We start from the raw sequence: 18771 nt of genomic DNA, 5'->3' as shown, positions 1-18771 counted from the left end.
GCCCGGACCGGGGGGCTGACATCTGGCACCGGGGACACAGGCGTCGCCAGTGCGGCCCGGCCCGGCGGCCCGAGCCCGGCACAGGAGCTGCCCCGGCCGGGACCTGGACCGGTCCTCGCCGGATCGAAGCCAGTTCAGAGGGATCCCCTGTGGCTGTCTCCGATCGCGTATGCAGCCCATTCCCGCAGGTCACAGCGGACTCAACGCGTATTGGTGCAGGTCGAAGAGATCCAGCGGGAAACGTGCTGTTTAATTGCATGTTGTTCGCAATAACAGTCGATCTTGAACAGGGATGTGCAGAGTATGACGGCCCGATCGATACGGGGGGCGGTCGCCGCCACACTGGTGACCGCACTGTCCCTGACCGCGGCAGCCTGCTCCAACCCGGACAGCCCCCAGAGCGGCTCCGGAACCGGGACCACCTCGGCCGTCGTCGGCATCGCCTACGAGCCCGACAGCCTCAGCCCGCTGCTCGGCTACGGCAAGGACGGCAACTCCAAGATCTTCGACGGGCTGCTCACCCTGGACGAGGAGCTGAAGCTCCAGCCGGCCCTCGCCACCGCACTCCCCGAGGTCAGCGCCGACGGGCTGACGTACACGTACAAGCTGCGCCAGGGCGTGAAGTTCAGCGACGGCAAGGCGTTCGGCGCCAAGGACGTCGTCTTCACCTACCGCACCATTCTCGACGCGAAGACCAACAACCCCTCCCGCACCGAGCTGGACGCCGTCAAGGACGTCACGGCCAAGGGCGAGGACACCGTCGTCTTCACGCTCAAGTACCCCTACGCACCCTTTGCCCAGCGCACCGTCCTGCCCATCGCCCCCGAGCACATCGCGGGCAGGCAGGACGTCAACACCGGCGCCTTCACCACCCGGCCCGTCGGCACCGGGCCGTACGTCCTCACCAAGTGGTCCAAGGGCGAGAAGCTCAGCTTCACCGCCAACCCCCACTACTGGGGCGGCGAACCCGAGGTGAAGAAGTTCACCATGGCGATCATCAAGGACGACGACGTACGCGCCACCCGCCTGCGCTCCGGCGACCTGGACGGCGCCATCCTGCCCCCCAACCTGGCCAAGGGCTTCGCCGAGGACAAGGGCAAGAAGACGTACGCGGCGAACAGCTACGACTACCGCACGGTGACCCTGCCCACCGACAACAAGGTCGCCGGCGACACAGCCGTGCGCCGCGCCCTCGATGTCGCCGTCGACCGCCGGACGATGGTCGACGCCATCCTCAACGGCAGCGGCAAGCCCGCCTACGGGCCCGTCCCCACCGACAGCGAGTGGTTCACGAAGGGCACCGAGCGCAAGCACGACCCCGCCGCCGCGAAGAAGATACTCGACGAGGCCGGCTGGAAGCCCGGCAAGGACGGCGTCCGGGTCAAGGACGGCGTGCGCGCCACGTTCCCGCTCTGGTACCTCAGCGGCGACAAGCTCCGCCAGGAGCACGCCCTCGCCTACGCCTCCGACGCCAAGAAGGCGGGGATCGACATCCGCACCGAGGCCGGGACCTGGGAGGTCATCCAGCCCCGGATGAAGCACGACGCCGTCCTCGCGGGCGGCGGTTCGCCCGCCGACCCCGACTTCGACCAGTACACCCTGCTGAAGTCCTCCCTCGCGGGCGACGGCTTCAACAACATGGCCTGGTACGACAACAAGGCCGTCGACGCGGCGATCGAGGCCGGCCGCAGGAGCGGGGACAAGGCCGAGCGGAAGAAGGCCTACGACACGGTCCAGCGCGAGCTGGTGAAGAACCCCGGCTACACCTTCCTCACCCACATCGACCACCTCTACGTCGTCGACGACCGCTTCGGCCCCCTCACCACCCAGGTCGAGCCGCATGACCACGGGCTGGCGTCCGGCCCCTGGTGGAACGTCGAGGACTGGAAGACCGAGGGCACGGGAGGCTCGAAGAAGTGAGCCCCCGCCTCCCCTGGGGGCCGATGGCACGGATGACGGGACGGCGGGCCCTGTTCGCCGTCCCGGTCCTCCTCACCGTCACCTTCGGCGTCTTCGCCGTCGCCGCCGCGTCCCCCTTCGACCCCGTCAAGGCGTACGCGGGCACCGCGGGTCTCACCGCCTCCCAGGAGAACCTGGACCAGCTCCGGGCCAACCTCGGCGTCGACCAGCCGCTCGTCACCCGCTGGTGGAACTGGCTGACCTCGGCCCTCCGGGGCGACCTCGGCGACTCCACCGTGATGCGCCAGCCGGTCGCCGACGTGATCGTCGAACGCATGGGCTGGTCCGTCCTGCTCGCCGCCTCCGCCTTCCTGCTCGCGATCCTGCTCGGCACCGGACTCGGCGTCCTCGCCGCCCGCAGGCCCGGCGGCTGGCTCGACCGGGGCGTCAGCTCCGCCGCGTACACCGTGGAAGCCGCCCCCGCCTTCTGGCTCGGCCTCCTCGCGATCTGGCTCTTCGCCCTGAAGCTGGACCTCCTCCCGGCCGGCGGGCTCACCGACACCGCCAGCGAGACCGTCACCTTCGGCCAGGTCGCCTCCCACCTGGTGCTCCCGGCCGCGGTGCTCGGCATCTCCCAGCTGCCGTGGTTCTTCCTCTACGTGCGCCAAGGGGTCACCGACGCACTCGCCGAGGACCCGGTGCGCGGCGCGCGCGCCCGCGGGCTGAGCGAGCGCACGGTGCTCCTCGGCCACGCCCTGCGCTCCGGCATGCTGCCGATGCTCACTCTGATCGGTTCCCGCGTCCCCGAACTCATCACCGGCGCCCTCCTCATCGAGACGGTCTTCAGCTGGCCCGGTATCGCCGCCGCCACCGTGGAGGCCGCCACCTCGGTGGACTTCTCCCTGCTCGCCGCGCTGACGGTGCTCGCCACCGCCGCCGTCCTGCTCGGCAACCTCCTCTCCGACCTGCTCTACGGGCTCGCCGACCCCCGGGTGGCCTTCGATGGCTGAGACCGCGCTCGCCCTCCCGGGCCGCACCACGCGCCGCATCCGGGTCGCGACCTCCGTGACCATCGTCGTGGCCGTGGCGCTCGCCGTCCTGATCGTGCCGCCGCTGGCCCAGCTCGACCAGCAGGCCGTCGACCTGTCCAACAAGCTCCACCCGCCGTCCTGGGCGCACCCCTTCGGCACTGACGACGTCGGCCGCGACCTGCTGCTGCGCTGTGTCTACGGGCTCCGCGTCTCGCTGCTCGTCGGCCTGGTCGCGGCCCTCACCGCCACCGTGCTCGGCACGGCGATCGGTGCCCTCGCGGCGGCCTCCGGCGGCTGGACCGACCGGATCGTGATGCGGCTGGTGGACACCTTCTCCTCGGTGCCGCACCTGCTGCTCGGGATCTTCATCGTGGCCATGTTCCGGCCCGGTGTCTGGCCGGTGATCATCTCGGTGGCCCTCACCCACTGGCTCTCCACCGCCCGGATCGTCCGCTCCGAGGTGCTCTCACTGCGCTCGCGCCCCTTCATCGACGCGGCGGTCTCCGGCGGTGCGTCGCGGGGCCGGGTCATCGTGCGCCACCTGCTTCCCGGAGTGCTGCCGCAGGCCGGGCTCGCGGCGGTCCTCATGGTCCCGCACGCCATGTGGCACGAGTCCGCGCTCTCCTTCCTCGGGCTCGGACTCCCCGCCCACCAGGCCAGCCTCGGCAACCTCGTCCAGTCCGCGCGCGGTTCGCTGCTCGCGGGGGACTGGTGGCCGACGCTCTTCCCCGGCCTCTTCCTGATCATCCCGACGCTCGCCCTGGCGGGGATCGCCGGGGCCTGGCGGGACCGGATCAACCCGCGCCGGAAATCGGAGCTGATGCTGTGACCGCCGACCGCGAGAGCCTGGAGGCTCCTGTCCTTGACGTCCAGGACCTCTCCGTACGCTTCCGGATGCGTGGCGGGCGGGACATCGCGGCGGTCAGCGACGCCCGGTTCTCCGTAGCGGCAGGGGAGTGCCTCGCCCTCGTCGGCGAGAGCGGCTGCGGCAAGTCGGTGCTCGCCTCCGCCCTGCTCGGCCTGCTCCCGGCCAACGCGCAGACCACCGGCAGCGCGGTGCTCGGCGGGGACACGGACCTGCTGACGGCGGGGGAGCGGACCCTCGCCCGTACGGTACGGGGACGGCGCATCGGCCTCGTACCGCAGAGCCCCGCCGCCCACCTCACCCCCGTGCGCACCGTCCGCGCCCAGCTGGAGGAGACCCTGCGCGAGCTGACGCAGGTGCGCGGGTCCGCCGCCGTCCGGGAGGCGGCGGGAGAGGCGGCCGCCCGGGCCTCCTTCCCGGCCGACCACCTCGACCGCTACCCGCACGAACTCTCCGGCGGCCTCGCCCAGCGGGCCGCCACCGCCCTCGCCCTGGTCGGCGACGCCCCGCTGCTCCTCGCCGACGAGCCGACCACCGGACTCGACCGGGACCTGGTCGAGCGGACCGTCGACGAACTGCGCCGCCACACCGACGAGGGCCGGGCGCTGCTGATCATCACCCACGACCTGGCGGCGGCCGAGCGGATCGCGGACCGGGTCGCCGTGATGTACGCGGGCCGCATCGTCGAGATCGCCGACGCCGGCCCCTTCTTCGGCGCACCCGGCCCCCGCCACCCGTACGCCAAGGGCTTGCTCGACGCCCTGCCCGAACGGGATTTCGCCCCCGTCCCCGGCATGCCGCCCGAGCTCGGCGCGCTCCCCGAGGGCTGCTCCTTCGCCGCCCGGTGCGCCCGCGCGGACGCTCGCTGCACCGCCGAACGCCCGGCCTTCGACGACGAACTCGCCTGCCACCACGGGCGGACCGGCCGTGCGCACTCCCTCACGAAGGAGGCCGCCGATGCTTGAGCTGACGCGTATCACCGCCGGGTACGACCGCCGCGCCCCGGTCGTCCGCGATAGCTCCCTGCACGTCGGACACGGCGAGGCGGTGGGGCTCCTCGGTCCCAGCGGCTGCGGCAAGTCCACCCTGGCCAAGGTCGCCGCTCTCCTGCACCGCCCGGACGCCGGAACGATGACCCTCGACGGGACGGTCGTGCGCGGCTGGCGGCACCGCGCCCCGCAGGAGCAGCGCACGGCCGTGGGCGTCGTCTTCCAGCAGCCCCGGCTCTCCGCCGACCCCCGTCTCAGCCTGCGCGAACTGATCGCCCAGCCGCTCCGGTCCACCGGGCGCCGCCGCGAGGTCCCGGCACGGGTGGCGGAACTGGCGCTGCTGGTAGGCCTCTCCGAGGAGCTGCTGGAGCGCCGCCCGCACGCGGTGAGCGACGGGCAGTTGCAGCGGGCCTGCCTGGCGCGGGCGCTCGTGCTGCGGCCGGGGCTGCTCATCTGCGACGAGATGACCGCGATGCTCGACGCCTCGACGACGGCCGCCCTGGTCGCCGTGGTGGAGGCCTACCGCGCGGAGTCCGGAGCCGCCTTGCTGGCCGTCGGCCACGACCGGGTCCTCCTGGAACGCTGGTGCGACCGGACGGTCCTCTGGGGCGAGCGGAGCGTGGAGAGCGTGCCGGTGGGGTGACGGGGCCTGCCGCGGGTGGTCAACGCCTCCCCGCAGCGGGAACGTGGAACGCGATCCATCGAACCGCTACGCGCCCTGGCCCGGGCAGGACACGGCAGTGTGCACCCCCGCCACCGCCCGCCCTGCAGCTGCTCATCGACATCAAGGCCGACGGCGTCGCCGCCTACCGCGAACTCGACCGGCAGCTCGCTCGTTACCGCCCCTTGTCCACCCGCTACCACCACGGCCGGATCCGCCCCGGAGCCGTCACCGCCGTCATCTCGGGCGACCGTGCCGCCCGGGCGCCGATGGAGGCCCAGCGCACCCGCCTCGCCTTCTACGACGGACGCCCCGACGATCTCGGCACCGCAGCGCCCGCCTCGTTCACCCCGCTGATCAGCGCGAACTGGACCCAGACCTTCGGCTGGCTCGGTGCGGGCCCCTTCCCCCGTGCCGAGCGCGGCCGGCTCCGTACCCTCGTCACCGCCGCCCACCGCGAGGGCCGCCGCATCCGCTTCTGGGCCACCCCCGACGTGCCGGGGCCCGAGCGCGAGGCCGTGTGGAACGAGCTCCTGGCTGCCGGGGTCGACCACCTGAACACCGACGACCTGGCCGGGCTCGAACGCTTCCTCCGCGCCCGGGCGGGCGCGGCCCCGACCCCGTAACACCGCACAGCGGGGGAGTACCCGTTCGGCGGACACGCCAGTGCGCCGAACGGCCGCCCCGCTGCGCCACACTGGCGGCCGAATGCCGCAAATCCGGCGCGGCGGAGGAGGTTGGCCATGGCCATTTCGATCTCACTGGTGCTGCTACTGACGGTCCTGGCGGTGATCTTCCTGCGCAACGGAGGGCTGAAGGTCTCGCACGCGCTGGTCTGCGCCCTGCTGGGCTTCCTCATGGCCAGTACGAGCATGGCGCCGACCATCCACGACGGCATCGGCGCCACCGCCAACCTGGTCAGCAGTCTGCACCCCTGACGCCGGCCACCGGCCCGTCCGTCCCGGGCCGTCCACGTGGCGCCCGTCGATCCCCCACAATGGGGAGATGTCCTTCCCGCCCCCCGGACGGCACTCGGGCGCCGCCCACCACGAGTACTGCAACACCGGCCTCTGCTGCCGGTGCCAGATGCGTACCTGGACGACGAAGGCAGGCAACGAGCGGCTCTGCGGGCCGTGCGCGGCCTGCTGCCAGGTCTGCGGCCGGGCGCCCGCACCCCATCTGGACGGCCTCGACGGCGGGGTGTGCGCCGAGTGCCGCGGCCTGTGCGGGCGCTGCCACGCCCCGAAACGGCCCGACGGATCCTGCGCCTGCGACCGCTGGCGGGAGAACGCCAAGAGCAATCCGCGCGGCTATGTCCTCCAGGCGCTGCCGCAGCAGCTCCTCCAGGCGCTCGGCGGCCGGGTCCCGAGCACCGTCCACGACCTGATCCACCAGGAACTGGCCCGTAAGCGAACCGCCGGCCTCCTCCGTGAGCGCATCGAACGCCGCTGGAACCTGCGCTGGGCCCACGCCCTCAACGAGAAGACCGAGGACGGCCACCGCCGCTGGAGCGCCCAGGACATCGCCGAGCAGCTGCTGATGCCCGGCTCCTGCTCCGACCCGCAGTGCGAGGACGGCCACCTCGTCGCCACCGACACCCCGTGCCCCCGCTGCCGGCAGCCCCTGCACCGCTTCGTCACCTCGGTCGCCGACCACACCGCGACCCCGGAGCACGCCCACGCGGCTGCGGCCCGGATCCGCCGGGCGATGCTGGAGAACCGCTCGCGCAAGAAGCTCCCGCCGCGCGGATAGGCGGCGCGCACAGGCGGACAGGGCGCGGCTCGGCATCGGCCCCGACGCAACGGCGTACGCGGACTCTTCAACGGCATCGTGGTGGGGCGCGGCACCGGCTGAGCCATCGCGGAAGCACGCTGACGCCGCACGGAAGTGCACTCCACCGCCCGTGGTGAGCGGTGCGCACGCCCTATGCTCGCGGCCATGGAGCAACGGGAAGTCGTGAAGCGCGTGATCGGCATCCTCACAGAGGCGCGCGAAATGCAGCGCCTGCTGGAGGCGGACCTCGAAAGGGAAGATCTGGACGCGGGTGCGGGCGCCGTCACCGCCCTGCTGAACGAGACGATGCCCCACATCGCCATCCCCGACGATTTCTCCGTCGAGGAGGTGGTGACCGTGGTCGGGCGCGAGGTCGGCGGCGCGGTGGAGCAGCTCGTGAGCGCCTTCACGCTCGCCTTCACGATGCTGGCACAGGTGCACGACTCCGGACAGACGGACGTGTCGTCGGCCGATGTCCTCCAGGACCTGGCGCTGCGGGTCGAGGCCGGCGGCCCCGAGGATGAGGACGACGGCCCGGTGCTCTAGAGCTGGCGGCGGCGGCCTCCCGCGTCCAGCGGCGTGCGTGGGCATAGTTGAGGGGAGAAGCGTGCGTCTCCTCGCGGTACGGAGGCAGCTGTGGGTAAGAGAACCGGCATGGCCCGCGCCAAGGCGCACCGGCTGAAAGGCATGAAGAAGGAGTCGGACGGCATCGCCCTCGGCGACGAGCGGATGAAGGCCGAAGGAAGGCAGGAGCAGGAGGCGGCCCGCCAGGAGGAAGAGCGGGTCCGCGCACTGCGGGAGGCCTCCGACCGCTGAGGGCGGGACGCCCGTGCCGTCGCGTTCGCCGCGTACGGTACGGGCGCCTCTCCGCGTACGCACCTGCCTCCCGCTTACGGGCGTGTCTCCCGACGTGCTGACGGTGAGCCGCTTCAGCCGGCCCGCGCCGCCTTCGTGACCGCGTCCACCGTCTCCTTGTCGAGGGCCGCCCGCACGAGCGCGGCCGCGAACCTCGCGTCGTCGTGTCCCCGCGCCGCCTGGGCCAGCTCGCCGGGGTCGGTGGGCAGGCCCAGCCGCTCGGCACCCTGCAGCCCCTTCGCCCCCACCCAGGGGCCGGTCTCCGGCCAGAGCGACTGCACCTCGCGTACGAAGATGTCGGCCCCGGCCGGTCCGATGCCCGGCACGCGCCGGAGCTCCTCCATCAGCCGGCCCCGGTCACCGTCGGCCTCCTCGCGCAGCCGACGCAGATCACCCCGCCAGGTGTCCAGGACCAACCGGGCGCCCTCACCGAGCTGGGTGGCGGTGCGCTCGTCGTAACGCCGGTAGTGGCCTTCCCCCAGCGCGTCCACCCGCTGCTGCCACGTGGCGTCCACCATCCGGCGCGGGGTCCGCATGCCGCGGTCGAAGAGGGCCCGGGCGGCCGCGACGGCGACCGAGGCGCGGATACGGGCGGACAGCAGGAGGCTCAGCACCAGGAGCTGGTAGAGGGGCTGCGGGGTGTCCTTGAGCCGGATGCCCGCCTCCTCGGCATACGTCCGGCCGCACTCCTCCACCAGCGCGCCGGCGATCCGGCGTGCCGGGGGCGCTTTCTCCCCGCTCATGCCAGACCGAAGACCCGTGCGACGAAGAACCCGGCGACCACCAGCGCGCCGAGCACGATGAGGCTGATCCAGACGGCCGGGTGTTCCCAAACGCCGCCGTCCGCGCGCTCCTCGTGGGCGTCGCCGATGGAGCCCTCGGCGGGGGGCGTCTCTGTGGGGGGATTCAAAAGAACAACCATGTCTCCAGGGTCCCTCGGTCCCCGCTCCGGCGCACGCTGTGCGGACCGGGCCCTTCCGCCACCGGGACAGGGCCGTACGGAGGCACCCCGGGCACGGAGCGCTGCAAGCGGGGAAATCGGGGCACCGTCAAGGAATGCCCGCAGTTTCCGCGCCCGTCATCAAGCTCGTGCAGCGCACCACCGAACCCGCAGGGGTACAGACGCTGCGCTCGACCGCGGCCGCCGTCATCGCCTACTCCGTGGCCGTCTGGGCCCTGCCCGAACCGGCTCCGCTGACCGCGCCCCTCACCGCGCTCCTGGTCGTGCAGGTGACCCTCTACGCCACCCTCACCACCGGCATCCGCCGCGTGAACTCCGTCATCGTCGGCGTGCTCATCGCCATCGCCTTCAGCTCCCTGGTGGGGCTGAGCTGGTGGAGCCTCGGCCTGACCATCTTCACCTCGCTGCTGATCGGGCGGCTGGTGCGGGTCAACGAGTTCGTCCCCGAGGTGGCGATCAGCGCGATGCTCGTGCTCGGCGTCGCCCAGGTCGCCGACACCGCCTGGGACCGGGTGTGGGAGACGCTCATCGGGGCGGTGGTCGGACTGTTGTTCAACCTGGTCTTCGCACCGCCCGTCTGGGTCGGGTCGGCAGGCTCCTCCATCGGCTCCCTGGCCGGCCGGATGGGCACCATGCTCCGCAGCATGGGCGAGGAGGTGGTGGGGAACAACCCCGTGCCAAGGGCGGCGGCCCGGCTCCACGAGGCCCGCAAGCTCGACCACGACATCGTCGAGGTCGACGCCTCGCTCCGCCAGGCGGAGGAAAGTCTCACCCTCAACCCGAGGGTGAGACAAGGGCTGCTCTACCGGGTGGTCCTGCGCACCGGACTCGACACCCTGGAGATCTGCGCGGTCGTGCTGCGGGTCCTGTCCCGCACCCTCACCGACCTGGCGAAGGCCCGCACCGAGGAGACGCTGTTCCCGGCCGATGTGGCTGGCCTGCTCCAAGAGCTCTTCGGCCAGCTCGCCGACGCCATCGAGAGCTTCGCCGAACTCGTCACCACCCCGCTCGCCGCCGACGGCGAGGCGGCGGAGGACCGGCTCGCCGAGGCGCTCACCCGCAGCCGCGCCACCCGCGACCGGGTGGCCGACCTGCTGCTGGAGGACGTCCAGGAGCACCCGCGCCAGTGGCAGCTGCACGGGGCCCTGCTCGCAGAGATCGACCGGGTGCTGGCCGAGCTCGACATCGACGAACGGACGAAGCGGCTGGGCGAGGAGCTGGACCGGCGCGCGTCCGAGGCCCACGAACGCCACCCCCGGGTGCGCGCGGTGGTCCGGCGGCTGAGCCGGGCCACCACGTGAAACCTCTCCTGTGGGGTACGCGGGATGCGGAAGCCTCCGGTCGCTGGTTCGCTGGAGGCAGTGGTTCCCCTGGTCCAAGGAGTGGTGATGAGCGGTTCCGACGAACCCGCCGACCTGGCGCGGCAGATGCGTGAGAAGGCCCAGCAGCTCGCCGAGGCGGCGGAACGCGAGACAGACCCGCAGGAACGTCAGCGGCTGGAGAAGAAGTCCCGGACGATCCGGGACCGGAGCGAACAGCAGAGCGGTATGGCCGCCGGAGACATCTACCCCGAGAAGTAGGCGGCCCCGACGTACCGGCCCCCACGCGGGGCGTTACCGGCCCCCACGCGGGGCGTCCCGCCCGCCCTCGGCCCGTGCCCGGGGCGGGCGGTCCATGTGCGCCGTCACCCCGCCCACTCCAGCAGCCGCTCCACCGGCCAGGTGGTCACCACCCGATCCGCCGGTACGCCGCACTCCTCGGCCCGTGCGCAGCCGTTGATCTGCCAGTCCAGCTGGCCGGGGGCGTGCGCGTCGGTGTCGATGGCGAAAAGGGTGCCCGCCTCCACTGCCTTGCGCAGCAGCCGGCGGGGTGGGTCCAGCCGCTCCGGCCGGCAGTTGATCTCCACCGCCGTCCCCGCCTCGGCACAGGCGGCGAAGACCCGGTCCACGTCGAACTGCGACTGCGGCCTGCCGCGCCCCGACAGCAGGCGGCCCGTGCAGTGGCCCAGCACGTTCGCCTGCGGATGGCGTACGGCCGCCTCCAGGCGCCGGGTCATCGGGGCCGGATCCATCCGCAGCTTGGAGTGGACGGAGACCACCACCACGTCCAGCTGCTCCAGCAACTCCGGCTCCTGGTCGAGCGAACCGTCCAGCAGGATGTCGCACTCGATCCCGGTCAGCAGGCGGAACGGCGCCCACTCCTCGTTGAGCCGTGCCACCACCTCCAGTTGCTCCCGCAGTCGCTCGGGTGACAGGCCCTTGGCCACCGTCAGCCGGGGCGAGTGGTCGGTGAGCACCGCCCACTCATGCCCCAGCTCCGCCGCCGTGCGGCCCATCTCCTCGATCGGACTGCCGCCGTCCGACCAGTCGGAGTGGAGATGACAGTCGCCCCGCAGCCGGGACAGGAGCTCCAGGCCCTTCTCGGGCGCGGGCTCGGCGGAGGCTTCGTCCTCCAACCGCTCCAGATAGCCCGGAACCCCACCCGCCTGGGCTTCCCGGATCACCTGTGCGGTACGGGGCCCGATCCCGGCAACCCGCTCCAGGGTCCCCGCGGCCACCCGCCCGGCCGCCTCCCCGGGGCCCATCGCGGTCACGGCCTCGGCCGCCGTCCGGAAGGCCTTCACCCGGTAGGTGGCGGCCTGCGAGCGCTCCAGCAGGAACGCGATACGCCGCAGAGCGGTGACGGGGTCCATGGGCACCTCCACAGGGAGCGTCGGCCGTCCCGCAGGTCACCCCTGCGGGGCCGCCCTTCACCAGGATGGCCGCAGCGGGGCCCGGACGGCCACCGCACCGCAGTCATCCGGGGCCGGGCGACCCGTCGGCTCCCTGCGGCCCCGCCACCCAGCGCCGGGCCGCGAAGTCGTAGTCGTGGACGGACCGCCCCGGCGCCCCGCTCGTCCGGAACGGGCGCCCGCCGTCGTCGATCAGCACCGTGCCGGAGCGGCCCCCGCCGCTCCACCGCAGCTCCGCGACCCAGTCGCAGTCGCAGCGGACGGTACGCCCGGTGACGAGGAAGACCTTGGAGAGCCGGCACCCACCGGCGTACAGGGAGGGAGCGAGGCGCCGGGGGCGCGGGCGCGGGCTGGTGCTCGTCGCGGTGTACGTAAGTGGCGGCGGGCGGAACGGAACCGCCGGGGGCCTCCCTATCCGACGCGTCCGAGCCCGCGCCCACGTCCGCGTCCCCACCGGCCTGGGCGGCCGGGGCGACTGCCCTCTCCGCGGCTCCTCCGGTTTCGACGGGCGGGGTGACTGCCGCCTCCGCGGTTCCCCCGGCTCCGGCGGCAAGGACCTCCGCCGGTTCCGACGCCCCTGCCCGGCGGCCGGGCCCACCGCCGCCTCTCCCTCTCCGCCCTCTCCGCCCGCCCCGGCTTCGGCGGCCGGTGCCATCGCCGCCGCCTCCTGCCGCTCCTCCCGTTCCGCGTCCGCCCGTAGCCACAGCCGGTGCAGTGTCTGCCGTTCCTCGGCGGTGCGGCCGCACAGCCGTGCCAGCCGTTCCACCGGGGCGAACTCCGCCGGCACGGTCCGCCCGGTGCAGTACCGGTGGAGCGTCGAGCCGCTGACCCCGATCCGCTGGGCGAGGGCCGCGTACGTCCGGCCAGAGCCCTCCCGCAGCCCCCTCAGCCGGTCCGCCAGCACCTCCCGTGCGAGCTCCTCGCCCGCCCGTCGGTCGCCCGTTCCCTCGTCACCGCACACCCGCTCGTCCTCCCACCGGGACTTCCGTACCGAGCTGGACACCGGCGCCCGGCAGACCATCACCGTCGCCCCCACCACCGCCAGGCCAAGGCGCTCGCCGCCGAGCTGCGGACCGCGCTGGCGACCTGCCGCGACCGGCTGAAGGGACAGGAGCCCGGCCTGGAGGGCGTCAGCCGGTACCACGGCCGGGTGAACGTGGAGGAGGGCGCTCACGTGTACGGCATCGACACGTCCTACCCGGAGGTCGGCTACACCGACATCGGCCTCCACTCCGTCGGCCGGGACGGCCGCACGGTGACCGTCCTGGAATGGGGACAGCTGGGCGACCTGGACGGCGCCCCGCGGAAGAGATTCAGGAAGACGACCGGCACCGCCGTCGCCAAGCTGCACGGAGACCGCGTCGGCGGACCGGCCGGCACGGGGATCCGGCCGGTCCGCCGACGTGCGCAGTCCCCGCTGCCGGGAGCATGCTGGCTGTGTGACCCGGCACGATGCGACCCGGCCCACTCCGTCCCCCGGAAGCGGGGCCGCGGCCGGGCGAGACGACGGCGGCGGCCGTGTACCGGACGACCTGTCCCTCGTACTCGCGCAGGGGGTGGTCAGCGCGGTCGAGTCCGCCGGGGGATACGCGGGCGGCATCTACCTCCGCTCCGGGACGCCCGGGCTGCTGCGCCTCGCCGTCCTCGCCGGCCTGCCCGGGCCGCTGTTCCGGCCCTGGTGGCGGATGCACGTGAACCGGCCGTTCCCCGTCTCCGAGGCCTACCGCACCGGGCGGCCCGTGCTGCTCGCCGACGCGGAGGAGGCCATGCGGCGGTTTCCCCAGCTGATGGCCGGGCTGCCGTTCCCGTTCGGCTCACTGTGGGTCCCGATCACCGGCCGGCGGGGCAGCATGGGGGTGCTGGCCGTCCTGCGCTCCGCCACCCCCGGCGAGCAGATCGCCCCCGCCGACGGGGAGCGACTGCTGCGCCTCGGCCGCCGTCTCGGCGCCGCGCTCGTCGATCTGGAATCGCGGTCCCTCCCCGTCGTCTGGGAGAAGGAGCCGATCCCCGTCCAGCTGCCCTCCGCCCCCGCGCCCCCGGTGCGGGTCGGCAGCTTCGACTGGGACCTGCACTCCGGGGCCCTCACCGCGGACGACGACCTGTGCGCGATCTTCGGCACCGAACCGGCGGAGTTTCCCGGCACCGTCGACGCCCTCGCCGGACGGCTCGTACCGGAGGACGTGTACGGACTGTGGGCCCTGGCCCGGCAGACGGTCGAATCCGCCGATCCGGTGGTCCGGCGGATGCGGCTGCGCGGCCCTGACGGCCGGTACCACCTGCTGGAGCTCTCGGGCCGCTGGACGCACCCGGACGGGGAGAGCGCCGAGAGCCATCTGACCGGCTTCGTGGTCGACTTCGGCGCGGGACCCGTCATCGCGGAAGCGGCGGACCGGCTGCCCCGGGGGATCGTCTCCCTGGACCGGATCGGGCGCATCACGTACGCCAACGCGCTCGCGGAGGAGCTGCTGGACCGCCCGCGGTCGGAGCTGGTCGGCCACGTCGTGTGGGAGGTGCTCCCGTGGTTCGGACATCCGGCGTACGAGGACCACTGCCGGGCCGCCCTGATCTCCGGCGAACCCGTCCACTTCCTCGCCCGGCGGGCCCCGTCGTTCTGGCTGTCGGTCTCGCTGTACCCGGGCCACGACGGGCTGAGCGCGGTCTTCCAGGCCACGGAGCAGCCGGCGTACGCGCCCGGTTCCGTCACCGCGCCCGGACTGGGCATCGGCTCCACCGCCGACCGGTCCTCCGCGCTCTACCGTCCGGTGGCCCTGGCCATCGCCCTGACCGAGGCGGTCACGGCCCGTCAGGTCTCCGCCGTGGTCACCGAGGAGCTGCTGCCCGCGTTCGGCGGCCGGCAGCTCGCCATCTACCTGCTGAGCGATCGTCACCTCCACCTCGCCTGGGAGACGGGGTTCCCCAAGGGGTTCCTCGAACGCTTCGACGGGGTCGGGCTGGATGTCTCCATCCCCGGCGTGGAGACCCTGACCACCGGCCGGCCGATCTTCTTCGAGTCCATGCAGCGCCTGGCCGACGCATACCCGGGCATCCCGATGGAGACCGACGTCGGGGCGCGGGCGTTCCTGCCGCTGATCGCGTCGGGGCGGCCCGTCGGCTCCTGCATCCTCGGCTTCGACCGGCCCCGGGGGTTCAGCCCGGAGGAGCGCACCGTGCTGACCGCCCTGGCCGGGCTCATCGCCCAGGCCCTGCAACGCGCCCAGCGGTACGACAGCGAGTCGGCGCTGGCCCGGGGGCTCCAGGACGCCCTGTTGCCGCACCGGCTGCCGGAAGTCGAGGGGGTCGACACCCTCGGACGCTATCTCTCCGGCACCCAGGACATGGAGGTGGGCGGCGACTGGTACGACGTCATCGAGACCGGCGACGAACTCGCCCTGATCATCGGCGACGTCCAGGGGCACGGCGTCGCCGCCGCCGCGACGATGGGGCAACTGCGCAGCGCTGTACGGGCGTTCGCCCTCAGCAACCACGACCCGCAGGAGGTGATGAGCGGGACCAACCGGCTGCTCATCGATCTCGACCCGGGCCAGTTCGCCAGCTGCTGCTACATCGCGCTGGACCCGCTCACGGGGCGGGCCCGCGCCGTACGGGCGGGCCACCCGCAACCCTTGCTGCGGCATCCGGACGGCCGGACCGAGGTGCTGGACCTGGCCGGCGGCATCGTGCTCGGCGTGGACGGGCAGGCGACCTACCCGGTCACGGAGCTGCGACTCGACCCGGGTGCCTTGCTGGTCCTGTTCACCGACGGGCTCATCGAGCGGCCCGGGACCGACATCGACGAGGGTATCGAACGGCTGCGTGCCACCATGGCCGGGATCGGCTCCCTCCCGCTGTCCGGGACGGCGGACCGGGTGATCGAGGAGGCGCGGCAGGCCACGGACCGGCCCGACGACATCGCGATCCTGCTGGCCGCCCGCTGGACGCGCATCCCGGAGAAGGCGCCGACGCTGTCCCGGGAGGCCGCCCCGCCGGACCTGTGGCGGACGTTCCGCGGGCCGGGCCCGGGTGGCCCGGAGAGTGCCCCGGACCCGGCCTGAGGGGTGGCGCTGCCGCTCAGGCGCCGGAGGCGTCCAGCATGCCCTCGCGCTCCACGACCTTGATCCGCTCACGGCCCTGGGCGACGCCGAGCGCCTGCTCGTGGGCGTCCAGCTTGTGCCAGCCCTCCCACGTGGTGTAGCGGACGTTCCGGCTCTCCAGGAAGGCCTCGACGGCCTCCGGGGCGGGCGTCGCCGGCTCGGACAGACGACCGGCGGCGCGGTCCTCGAGCAGGCAGGCGACCGTCTCGTTGGCGTCGCCCTTGGTGTGCCCGATCAGGCCGATCGGGCCGCGCTTGATCCAGCCCGTGACGTAGACCGAGGCCATGTGCTCGTCACCGGCGATGACGCGTCCCGCCTCGTGCGGGACCGTGCCGGAGGCCACGTCGAAGGGAAGCTTGGGCAGCTCCTCCGAGTAGTAGCCGACGGCTCGGTAGACGCTCTGCATGTCCCAGTCGGTGAACTTGCCGGTGCCCCTGACGTTACCGGTACCGTCCAGCTCGGTGCGCTCGGTGCGCAGCGCGGCGACCTTGCCGTCCTCGCCGAGGATCTCGACCGGGGACTCGAAGAAGTGCAGGAAGAGCTTGTGCGGGCGGTCGCCCACATCGCGGATCGCCCAGTTCTCCAGGGTCTGCGCGACCATGTTGGCCTGCTTGTTCTCCCGCCGGGTGGCGATGGAGCCCTCGTCGTACTCGATGTCCTCGGGGTTGACGATGACCTCGATGCTGGGGGAGTGGTCCAGCTCCCGCAGCTCCATGGGGCTGAACTTGGCCTGCGCCGGGCCACGCCGCCCGAATACATGCACCTCCAGCGCCTTGTTCGCCTTGAGGCCCTGGTACACGTTGTCCGGGATCTCGGTCGGCAGCAGCTCGTCCGCCGTCTTGGCCAGCACCCGGGCCACGTCCAGCGCCACGTTGCCGACACCGAGGACGGCGACCTTCTCCGCGGTGAGCGGCCAGGTGCGCGGGACCTCGGGGTGGCCGTCGTACCAGGAGACGAACTCGGCCGCGCCGTAGGAGCCGTCCAGCTCGATGCCCGCGATGTCGAGCGACCGGTCGGCCTCGGCGCCGGTCGAGAAGATCACCGCGTCGTAGAAGGACCGCAGGTCGTCCAGGCCGATGTCGTTCGGGTAGCTCACGTTGCCGAAGAGGCGGATCTGCGGCTTGTCCAGCACCTGGTGCAGCGCCTTGACGATGCCCTTGATCCGGGGGTGGTCGGGGGCCACGCCGTAACGGATCAGGCCGAAGGGCGCGGGCATGCGCTCGAACAGGTCGATCGAGACCCCCGGGTCCTGGCAGACCTCGGATTTGAGCAGCGCGTCCGCAGCATAGATACCGGCAGGGCCGGCTCCGACAATGGCGACGCGGACGGGGCGTGTCATGGCGTGGTGATCCTTAAGGCGGGCGAACGCGGGCAGGTACAGCGTACGTCGAAGGTAAGGGTTGGCTTACTAGTCTCCACCCCACACGGTAAGCCCTGGTCCCGTGGAGCCTCCGACCCGGCCTGCGGAACCGCCCGATAAGTCCGTTCCTATGAGGCGGTATGGGTGATTTTGGCCTTTTAGCCCTCTCTTCCATAAAGGCCCTATTAGGGCTCTTAGATGGTTTTGGACGCGCCTGTTTCGGCCGCCTCCGTGCGAAGTGGTGAGCATCACGTCCGGAGGTGCGGACGCGGAAGTGGAGGGTTCGGTTCCCTTCTGCGCCAGGAAAGTTGACACCGTGACGGAACGGGCGCGGCCGGCAATTCGTGCATTCGATCTTGCGGAGAAAGGTCATCCGGAATTCGGGGCTTGTTCTGTCCGGCGCTTTTCGCCTACGGTCACGATCAATCCGGATGGAACGCCGAATCCTGCCGCCGTCCGGGAATCCGAAACCCACCCACGTACGGCAGGAGCGGGGGACCCAGGTAAGCCGCCGATCCGGTATCCGGAACGGCTAGGGGTGAAGTCGCATGTCCATGCGGCCAGACATCTCCCGTCTGAACCCGACAGCTCACCTCGTAGGCGCCGGAGAGGAAATCCCCCATGCCCTCACAGGGTAAGCACCGCCGTCCCAAGTCCGTCTCGCTGAGCCGCGGCATCGCCGCTGTGACCGCGGGTGGAGCCGTTCTGGCCCTCCCGGTGCTCGGTGCCACCACCGCATCCGCCGCCCCCGCGCCCTCCGTCACCGCGGAAAAGGCGGTCGTTCCCGTCTCCGTGACCGCCCAGGTGAATTCCGTGACGAAGGCTGCGCCCGCCACGCATTCCGTGGTGTCCGGCGAGACGCTTTCCAAGATCGCCCGTCAGTATTCCGTCAGCGGCGGCTGGAAGAAGCTGTACGAAGGAAACCGCAAGGCCGTCGGCGAGAACCCGAACCTTATTCACCCGGGTATCACGCTGACCATCGGCGCCAAGGCTGCCGCCCCGTCAGACGCCAAGGCGCCCAAGGCTTCCAAGGCCGCCGCCCCGTCCGCCGACCGCACCGCGACGGCGGAGCGCGCCGATCGCTCGGAGCGCACCACGGCCGCCCCCGCCACCTACACGAACGACCTCGATGGCTGGATCAGGGAGTCGCTGGCGGTCATGGCCCAGAACGGCATCCCCGGCAGCTACGAGGGCATCCACCGCAACATCATCCGCGAGTCCTCGGGCAACCCGAACGCCATCAACAACTGGGACTCCAACGCGGTGAAGGGCACCCCGTCCAAGGGGTTGCTCCAGGTCATCGACCCGACCTTCCAGGCGTACCACGTGCCCGGCACCTCGACCGACAGCTACGACCCGGTCGCCAACATCACCGCGGCGTGCAACTACGCCGCGGACCGGTACGGCTCGATCGACAACGTCTTCGGCGCCTACTGATCCCGTACACGCCCACGCCCGAGGGCCCCGGACCGCATGGTCCGGGGCCCTCGGCGTACCGGGAAGTTACCCCCAAGTTTCTAGTGACATACCACGCCATCGACAGTAGAACCTGTTG

The 18771-nt window shown here is 72.2% G+C and carries 18 protein-coding genes, 2 pseudogenes and 1 riboswitch; of the genes and pseudogenes, 15 read left to right on the top strand and 5 right to left on the bottom strand.

All coding sequences use genetic code 11. The annotated features are described in order from the left end of the window. Positions 1-303: 303 nt before the first annotated feature. The 10 genes and pseudogenes from ABZ154_RS17415 to ABZ154_RS17370 all read left to right on the top strand — a co-directional run bounded on the left by ABZ154_RS17415 (position 304) and on the right by ABZ154_RS17370 (position 8034). A complete protein-coding gene (locus ABZ154_RS17415) occupies positions 304-1920 on the top strand; it encodes an ABC transporter substrate-binding protein (protein ID WP_356833438.1) in 1617 nt (538 codons plus the stop codon). 23 nt (positions 1921-1943) lie between these two features. Then, a complete protein-coding gene (locus ABZ154_RS17410) occupies positions 1944-2909 on the top strand; it encodes an ABC transporter permease (protein ID WP_356833507.1) in 966 nt (321 codons plus the stop codon). Next, positions 2902-3759, top strand: a complete 858-nt coding sequence (locus tag ABZ154_RS17405) for an ABC transporter permease (protein ID WP_356833437.1) — start codon at positions 2902-2904, stop codon at positions 3757-3759. The genes ABZ154_RS17410 and ABZ154_RS17405 overlap by 8 nt, the downstream gene beginning before the upstream one ends. Beyond that, positions 3756-4760, top strand: a complete 1005-nt coding sequence (locus ABZ154_RS17400) for an ABC transporter ATP-binding protein (RefSeq protein WP_356833435.1) — start codon at positions 3756-3758, stop codon at positions 4758-4760. Before ABZ154_RS17405 ends, ABZ154_RS17400 begins: the two co-directional genes overlap by 4 nt. Next, complete coding sequence (locus ABZ154_RS17395) at positions 4753-5427, top strand: ATP-binding cassette domain-containing protein (RefSeq protein ID WP_356833433.1); 675 nt, start codon at positions 4753-4755, stop codon at positions 5425-5427. The genes ABZ154_RS17400 and ABZ154_RS17395 overlap by 8 nt, the downstream gene beginning before the upstream one ends. Before the next feature lie 57 nt (positions 5428-5484). Then, positions 5485-6071, top strand: a pseudogene (locus tag ABZ154_RS17390) (hypothetical protein); the annotation flags it as partial. Between the two features lie 117 nt (positions 6072-6188). After that, positions 6189-6383, top strand: a complete 195-nt coding sequence (locus tag ABZ154_RS17385) for a hypothetical protein (RefSeq protein WP_356833431.1) — start codon at positions 6189-6191, stop codon at positions 6381-6383. A gap of 67 nt (positions 6384-6450) precedes the next feature. After that, positions 6451-7197, top strand: a complete 747-nt coding sequence (locus ABZ154_RS17380) for a hypothetical protein (protein WP_356833429.1) — start codon at positions 6451-6453, stop codon at positions 7195-7197. 174 nt (positions 7198-7371) lie between these two features. Continuing rightward, on the top strand, positions 7372-7764 hold the full coding sequence (locus tag ABZ154_RS17375; RefSeq protein ID WP_018512922.1) for a hypothetical protein: 393 nt from the start codon (positions 7372-7374) through the stop codon (positions 7762-7764). A 90-nt stretch (positions 7765-7854) separates the two neighbouring features. Beyond that, positions 7855-8034: a hypothetical protein gene (locus tag ABZ154_RS17370; RefSeq protein ID WP_356833427.1), complete on the top strand. Its 180-nt coding sequence runs from the start codon at positions 7855-7857 to the stop codon at positions 8032-8034. Between the two features lie 113 nt (positions 8035-8147). Here ABZ154_RS17370 and ABZ154_RS17365 read toward each other — a convergent pair whose 3' ends face one another. Further along, the gene (locus ABZ154_RS17365) at positions 8148-8816 is read right to left on the bottom strand and encodes an endonuclease (protein WP_356833426.1); all 669 of its coding nucleotides are present in this window, start codon (positions 8814-8816) and stop codon (positions 8148-8150) included. After that, the gene (locus tag ABZ154_RS17360; protein WP_356833425.1) at positions 8813-8995 is read right to left on the bottom strand and encodes a DUF6480 family protein; all 183 of its coding nucleotides are present in this window, start codon (positions 8993-8995) and stop codon (positions 8813-8815) included. The genes ABZ154_RS17365 and ABZ154_RS17360 overlap by 4 nt, the downstream gene beginning before the upstream one ends. 134 nt (positions 8996-9129) lie before the next feature. Here ABZ154_RS17360 and ABZ154_RS17355 point away from each other — a divergent pair, with 134 nt between their 5' ends. Together ABZ154_RS17355 and ABZ154_RS17350 are read left to right on the top strand one after the other, a co-directional pair. After that, entirely contained in the window at positions 9130-10335 is a 1206-nt protein-coding gene (locus ABZ154_RS17355; protein ID WP_356833423.1) for an aromatic acid exporter family protein, read from the top strand. 87 nt (positions 10336-10422) lie between these two features. Continuing rightward, positions 10423-10614: a DUF6381 family protein gene (locus tag ABZ154_RS17350; protein ID WP_356833421.1), complete on the top strand. Its 192-nt coding sequence runs from the start codon at positions 10423-10425 to the stop codon at positions 10612-10614. Positions 10615-10718: 104 nt separating this feature from the next. On the opposite strand, the gene ABZ154_RS17345 is transcribed toward ABZ154_RS17350, so the two are convergent. Both ABZ154_RS17345 and ABZ154_RS17340 read right to left on the bottom strand, forming a co-directional pair. Next, on the bottom strand, positions 10719-11726 hold the full coding sequence (locus ABZ154_RS17345) for a PHP domain-containing protein (protein WP_356833419.1): 1008 nt from the start codon (positions 11724-11726) through the stop codon (positions 10719-10721). A gap of 103 nt (positions 11727-11829) precedes the next feature. Next, positions 11830-12786, bottom strand: a complete 957-nt coding sequence (locus ABZ154_RS17340; protein WP_356833505.1) for a helix-turn-helix transcriptional regulator — start codon at positions 12784-12786, stop codon at positions 11830-11832. Between ABZ154_RS17340 and ABZ154_RS17335 the strand changes: the two are divergent. Beyond that, positions 12740-13116: pseudogene (locus ABZ154_RS17335) on the top strand (hypothetical protein); the annotation flags it as partial. The gene ABZ154_RS17340 and the pseudogene ABZ154_RS17335 sit on opposite strands and share 47 nt — an antisense overlap. A gap of 88 nt (positions 13117-13204) precedes the next feature. Then, positions 13205-15817 (top strand): SpoIIE family protein phosphatase, encoded by a 2613-nt coding sequence (locus tag ABZ154_RS17330; protein WP_356833417.1) that lies wholly within the window; start codon positions 13205-13207, stop codon positions 15815-15817. A gap of 16 nt (positions 15818-15833) precedes the next feature. On the opposite strand, the gene ABZ154_RS17325 is transcribed toward ABZ154_RS17330, so the two are convergent. Next, the gene (locus ABZ154_RS17325; RefSeq protein WP_356833415.1) at positions 15834-17195 is read right to left on the bottom strand and encodes an FAD-dependent oxidoreductase; all 1362 of its coding nucleotides are present in this window, start codon (positions 17193-17195) and stop codon (positions 15834-15836) included. A gap of 448 nt (positions 17196-17643) precedes the next feature. Further along, a riboswitch (cyclic di-AMP (ydaO/yuaA leader) is annotated at positions 17644-17832 on the top strand. Positions 17833-17837: 5 nt separating this feature from the next. On the opposite strand from ABZ154_RS17325, the gene ABZ154_RS17320 reads away from it, so the two are divergent. Then, a complete protein-coding gene (locus ABZ154_RS17320; RefSeq protein ID WP_356833413.1) occupies positions 17838-18653 on the top strand; it encodes a transglycosylase SLT domain-containing protein in 816 nt (271 codons plus the stop codon). The last annotated feature ends 118 nt before the right edge of the window (positions 18654-18771 follow it).

This window comes from Streptomyces sp. NPDC006261, from assembly GCF_040613515.1.
In the GTDB taxonomy this organism is placed as follows: domain Bacteria; phylum Actinomycetota; class Actinomycetes; order Streptomycetales; family Streptomycetaceae; genus Streptomyces.
Note: the sequence above shows the minus strand (reverse complement) of the source record. Positions and strands in the feature narration are given on the sequence as shown.

Excerpts from the sequence above, each read along its gene's own strand:
- ABZ154_RS17415 (WP_356833438.1), top strand. The coding sequence starts at position 304 with ATGACGGCCCGATCGATACGGGGGGCGGTCGCCGCCACACTGGTGACC.
- ABZ154_RS17410 (WP_356833507.1), top strand. The coding sequence starts at position 1,944 with ATGGCACGGATGACGGGACGGCGGGCCCTGTTCGCCGTCCCGGTCCTC.
- ABZ154_RS17405 (WP_356833437.1), top strand. The coding sequence starts at position 2,902 with ATGGCTGAGACCGCGCTCGCCCTCCCGGGCCGCACCACGCGCCGCATC.
- ABZ154_RS17395 (WP_356833433.1), top strand. The coding sequence starts at position 4,753 with ATGCTTGAGCTGACGCGTATCACCGCCGGGTACGACCGCCGCGCCCCG.
- ABZ154_RS17385 (WP_356833431.1), top strand. The coding sequence starts at position 6,189 with ATGGCCATTTCGATCTCACTGGTGCTGCTACTGACGGTCCTGGCGGTG.
- ABZ154_RS17380 (WP_356833429.1), top strand. The coding sequence starts at position 6,451 with ATGTCCTTCCCGCCCCCCGGACGGCACTCGGGCGCCGCCCACCACGAG.
- ABZ154_RS17375 (WP_018512922.1), top strand. The coding sequence starts at position 7,372 with ATGCTCGCGGCCATGGAGCAACGGGAAGTCGTGAAGCGCGTGATCGGC.
- ABZ154_RS17365 (WP_356833426.1), bottom strand. The coding sequence starts at position 8,816 with ATGAGCGGGGAGAAAGCGCCCCCGGCACGCCGGATCGCCGGCGCGCTG.
- ABZ154_RS17360 (WP_356833425.1), bottom strand. The coding sequence starts at position 8,995 with ATGGTTGTTCTTTTGAATCCCCCCACAGAGACGCCCCCCGCCGAGGGC.
- ABZ154_RS17355 (WP_356833423.1), top strand. The coding sequence starts at position 9,130 with ATGCCCGCAGTTTCCGCGCCCGTCATCAAGCTCGTGCAGCGCACCACC.
- ABZ154_RS17350 (WP_356833421.1), top strand. The coding sequence starts at position 10,423 with ATGAGCGGTTCCGACGAACCCGCCGACCTGGCGCGGCAGATGCGTGAG.
- ABZ154_RS17345 (WP_356833419.1), bottom strand. The coding sequence starts at position 11,726 with ATGGACCCCGTCACCGCTCTGCGGCGTATCGCGTTCCTGCTGGAGCGC.
- ABZ154_RS17340 (WP_356833505.1), bottom strand. The coding sequence starts at position 12,786 with ATGGTCTGCCGGGCGCCGGTGTCCAGCTCGGTACGGAAGTCCCGGTGG.
- ABZ154_RS17325 (WP_356833415.1), bottom strand. The coding sequence starts at position 17,195 with ATGACACGCCCCGTCCGCGTCGCCATTGTCGGAGCCGGCCCTGCCGGT.
- ABZ154_RS17320 (WP_356833413.1), top strand. The coding sequence starts at position 17,838 with ATGCCCTCACAGGGTAAGCACCGCCGTCCCAAGTCCGTCTCGCTGAGC.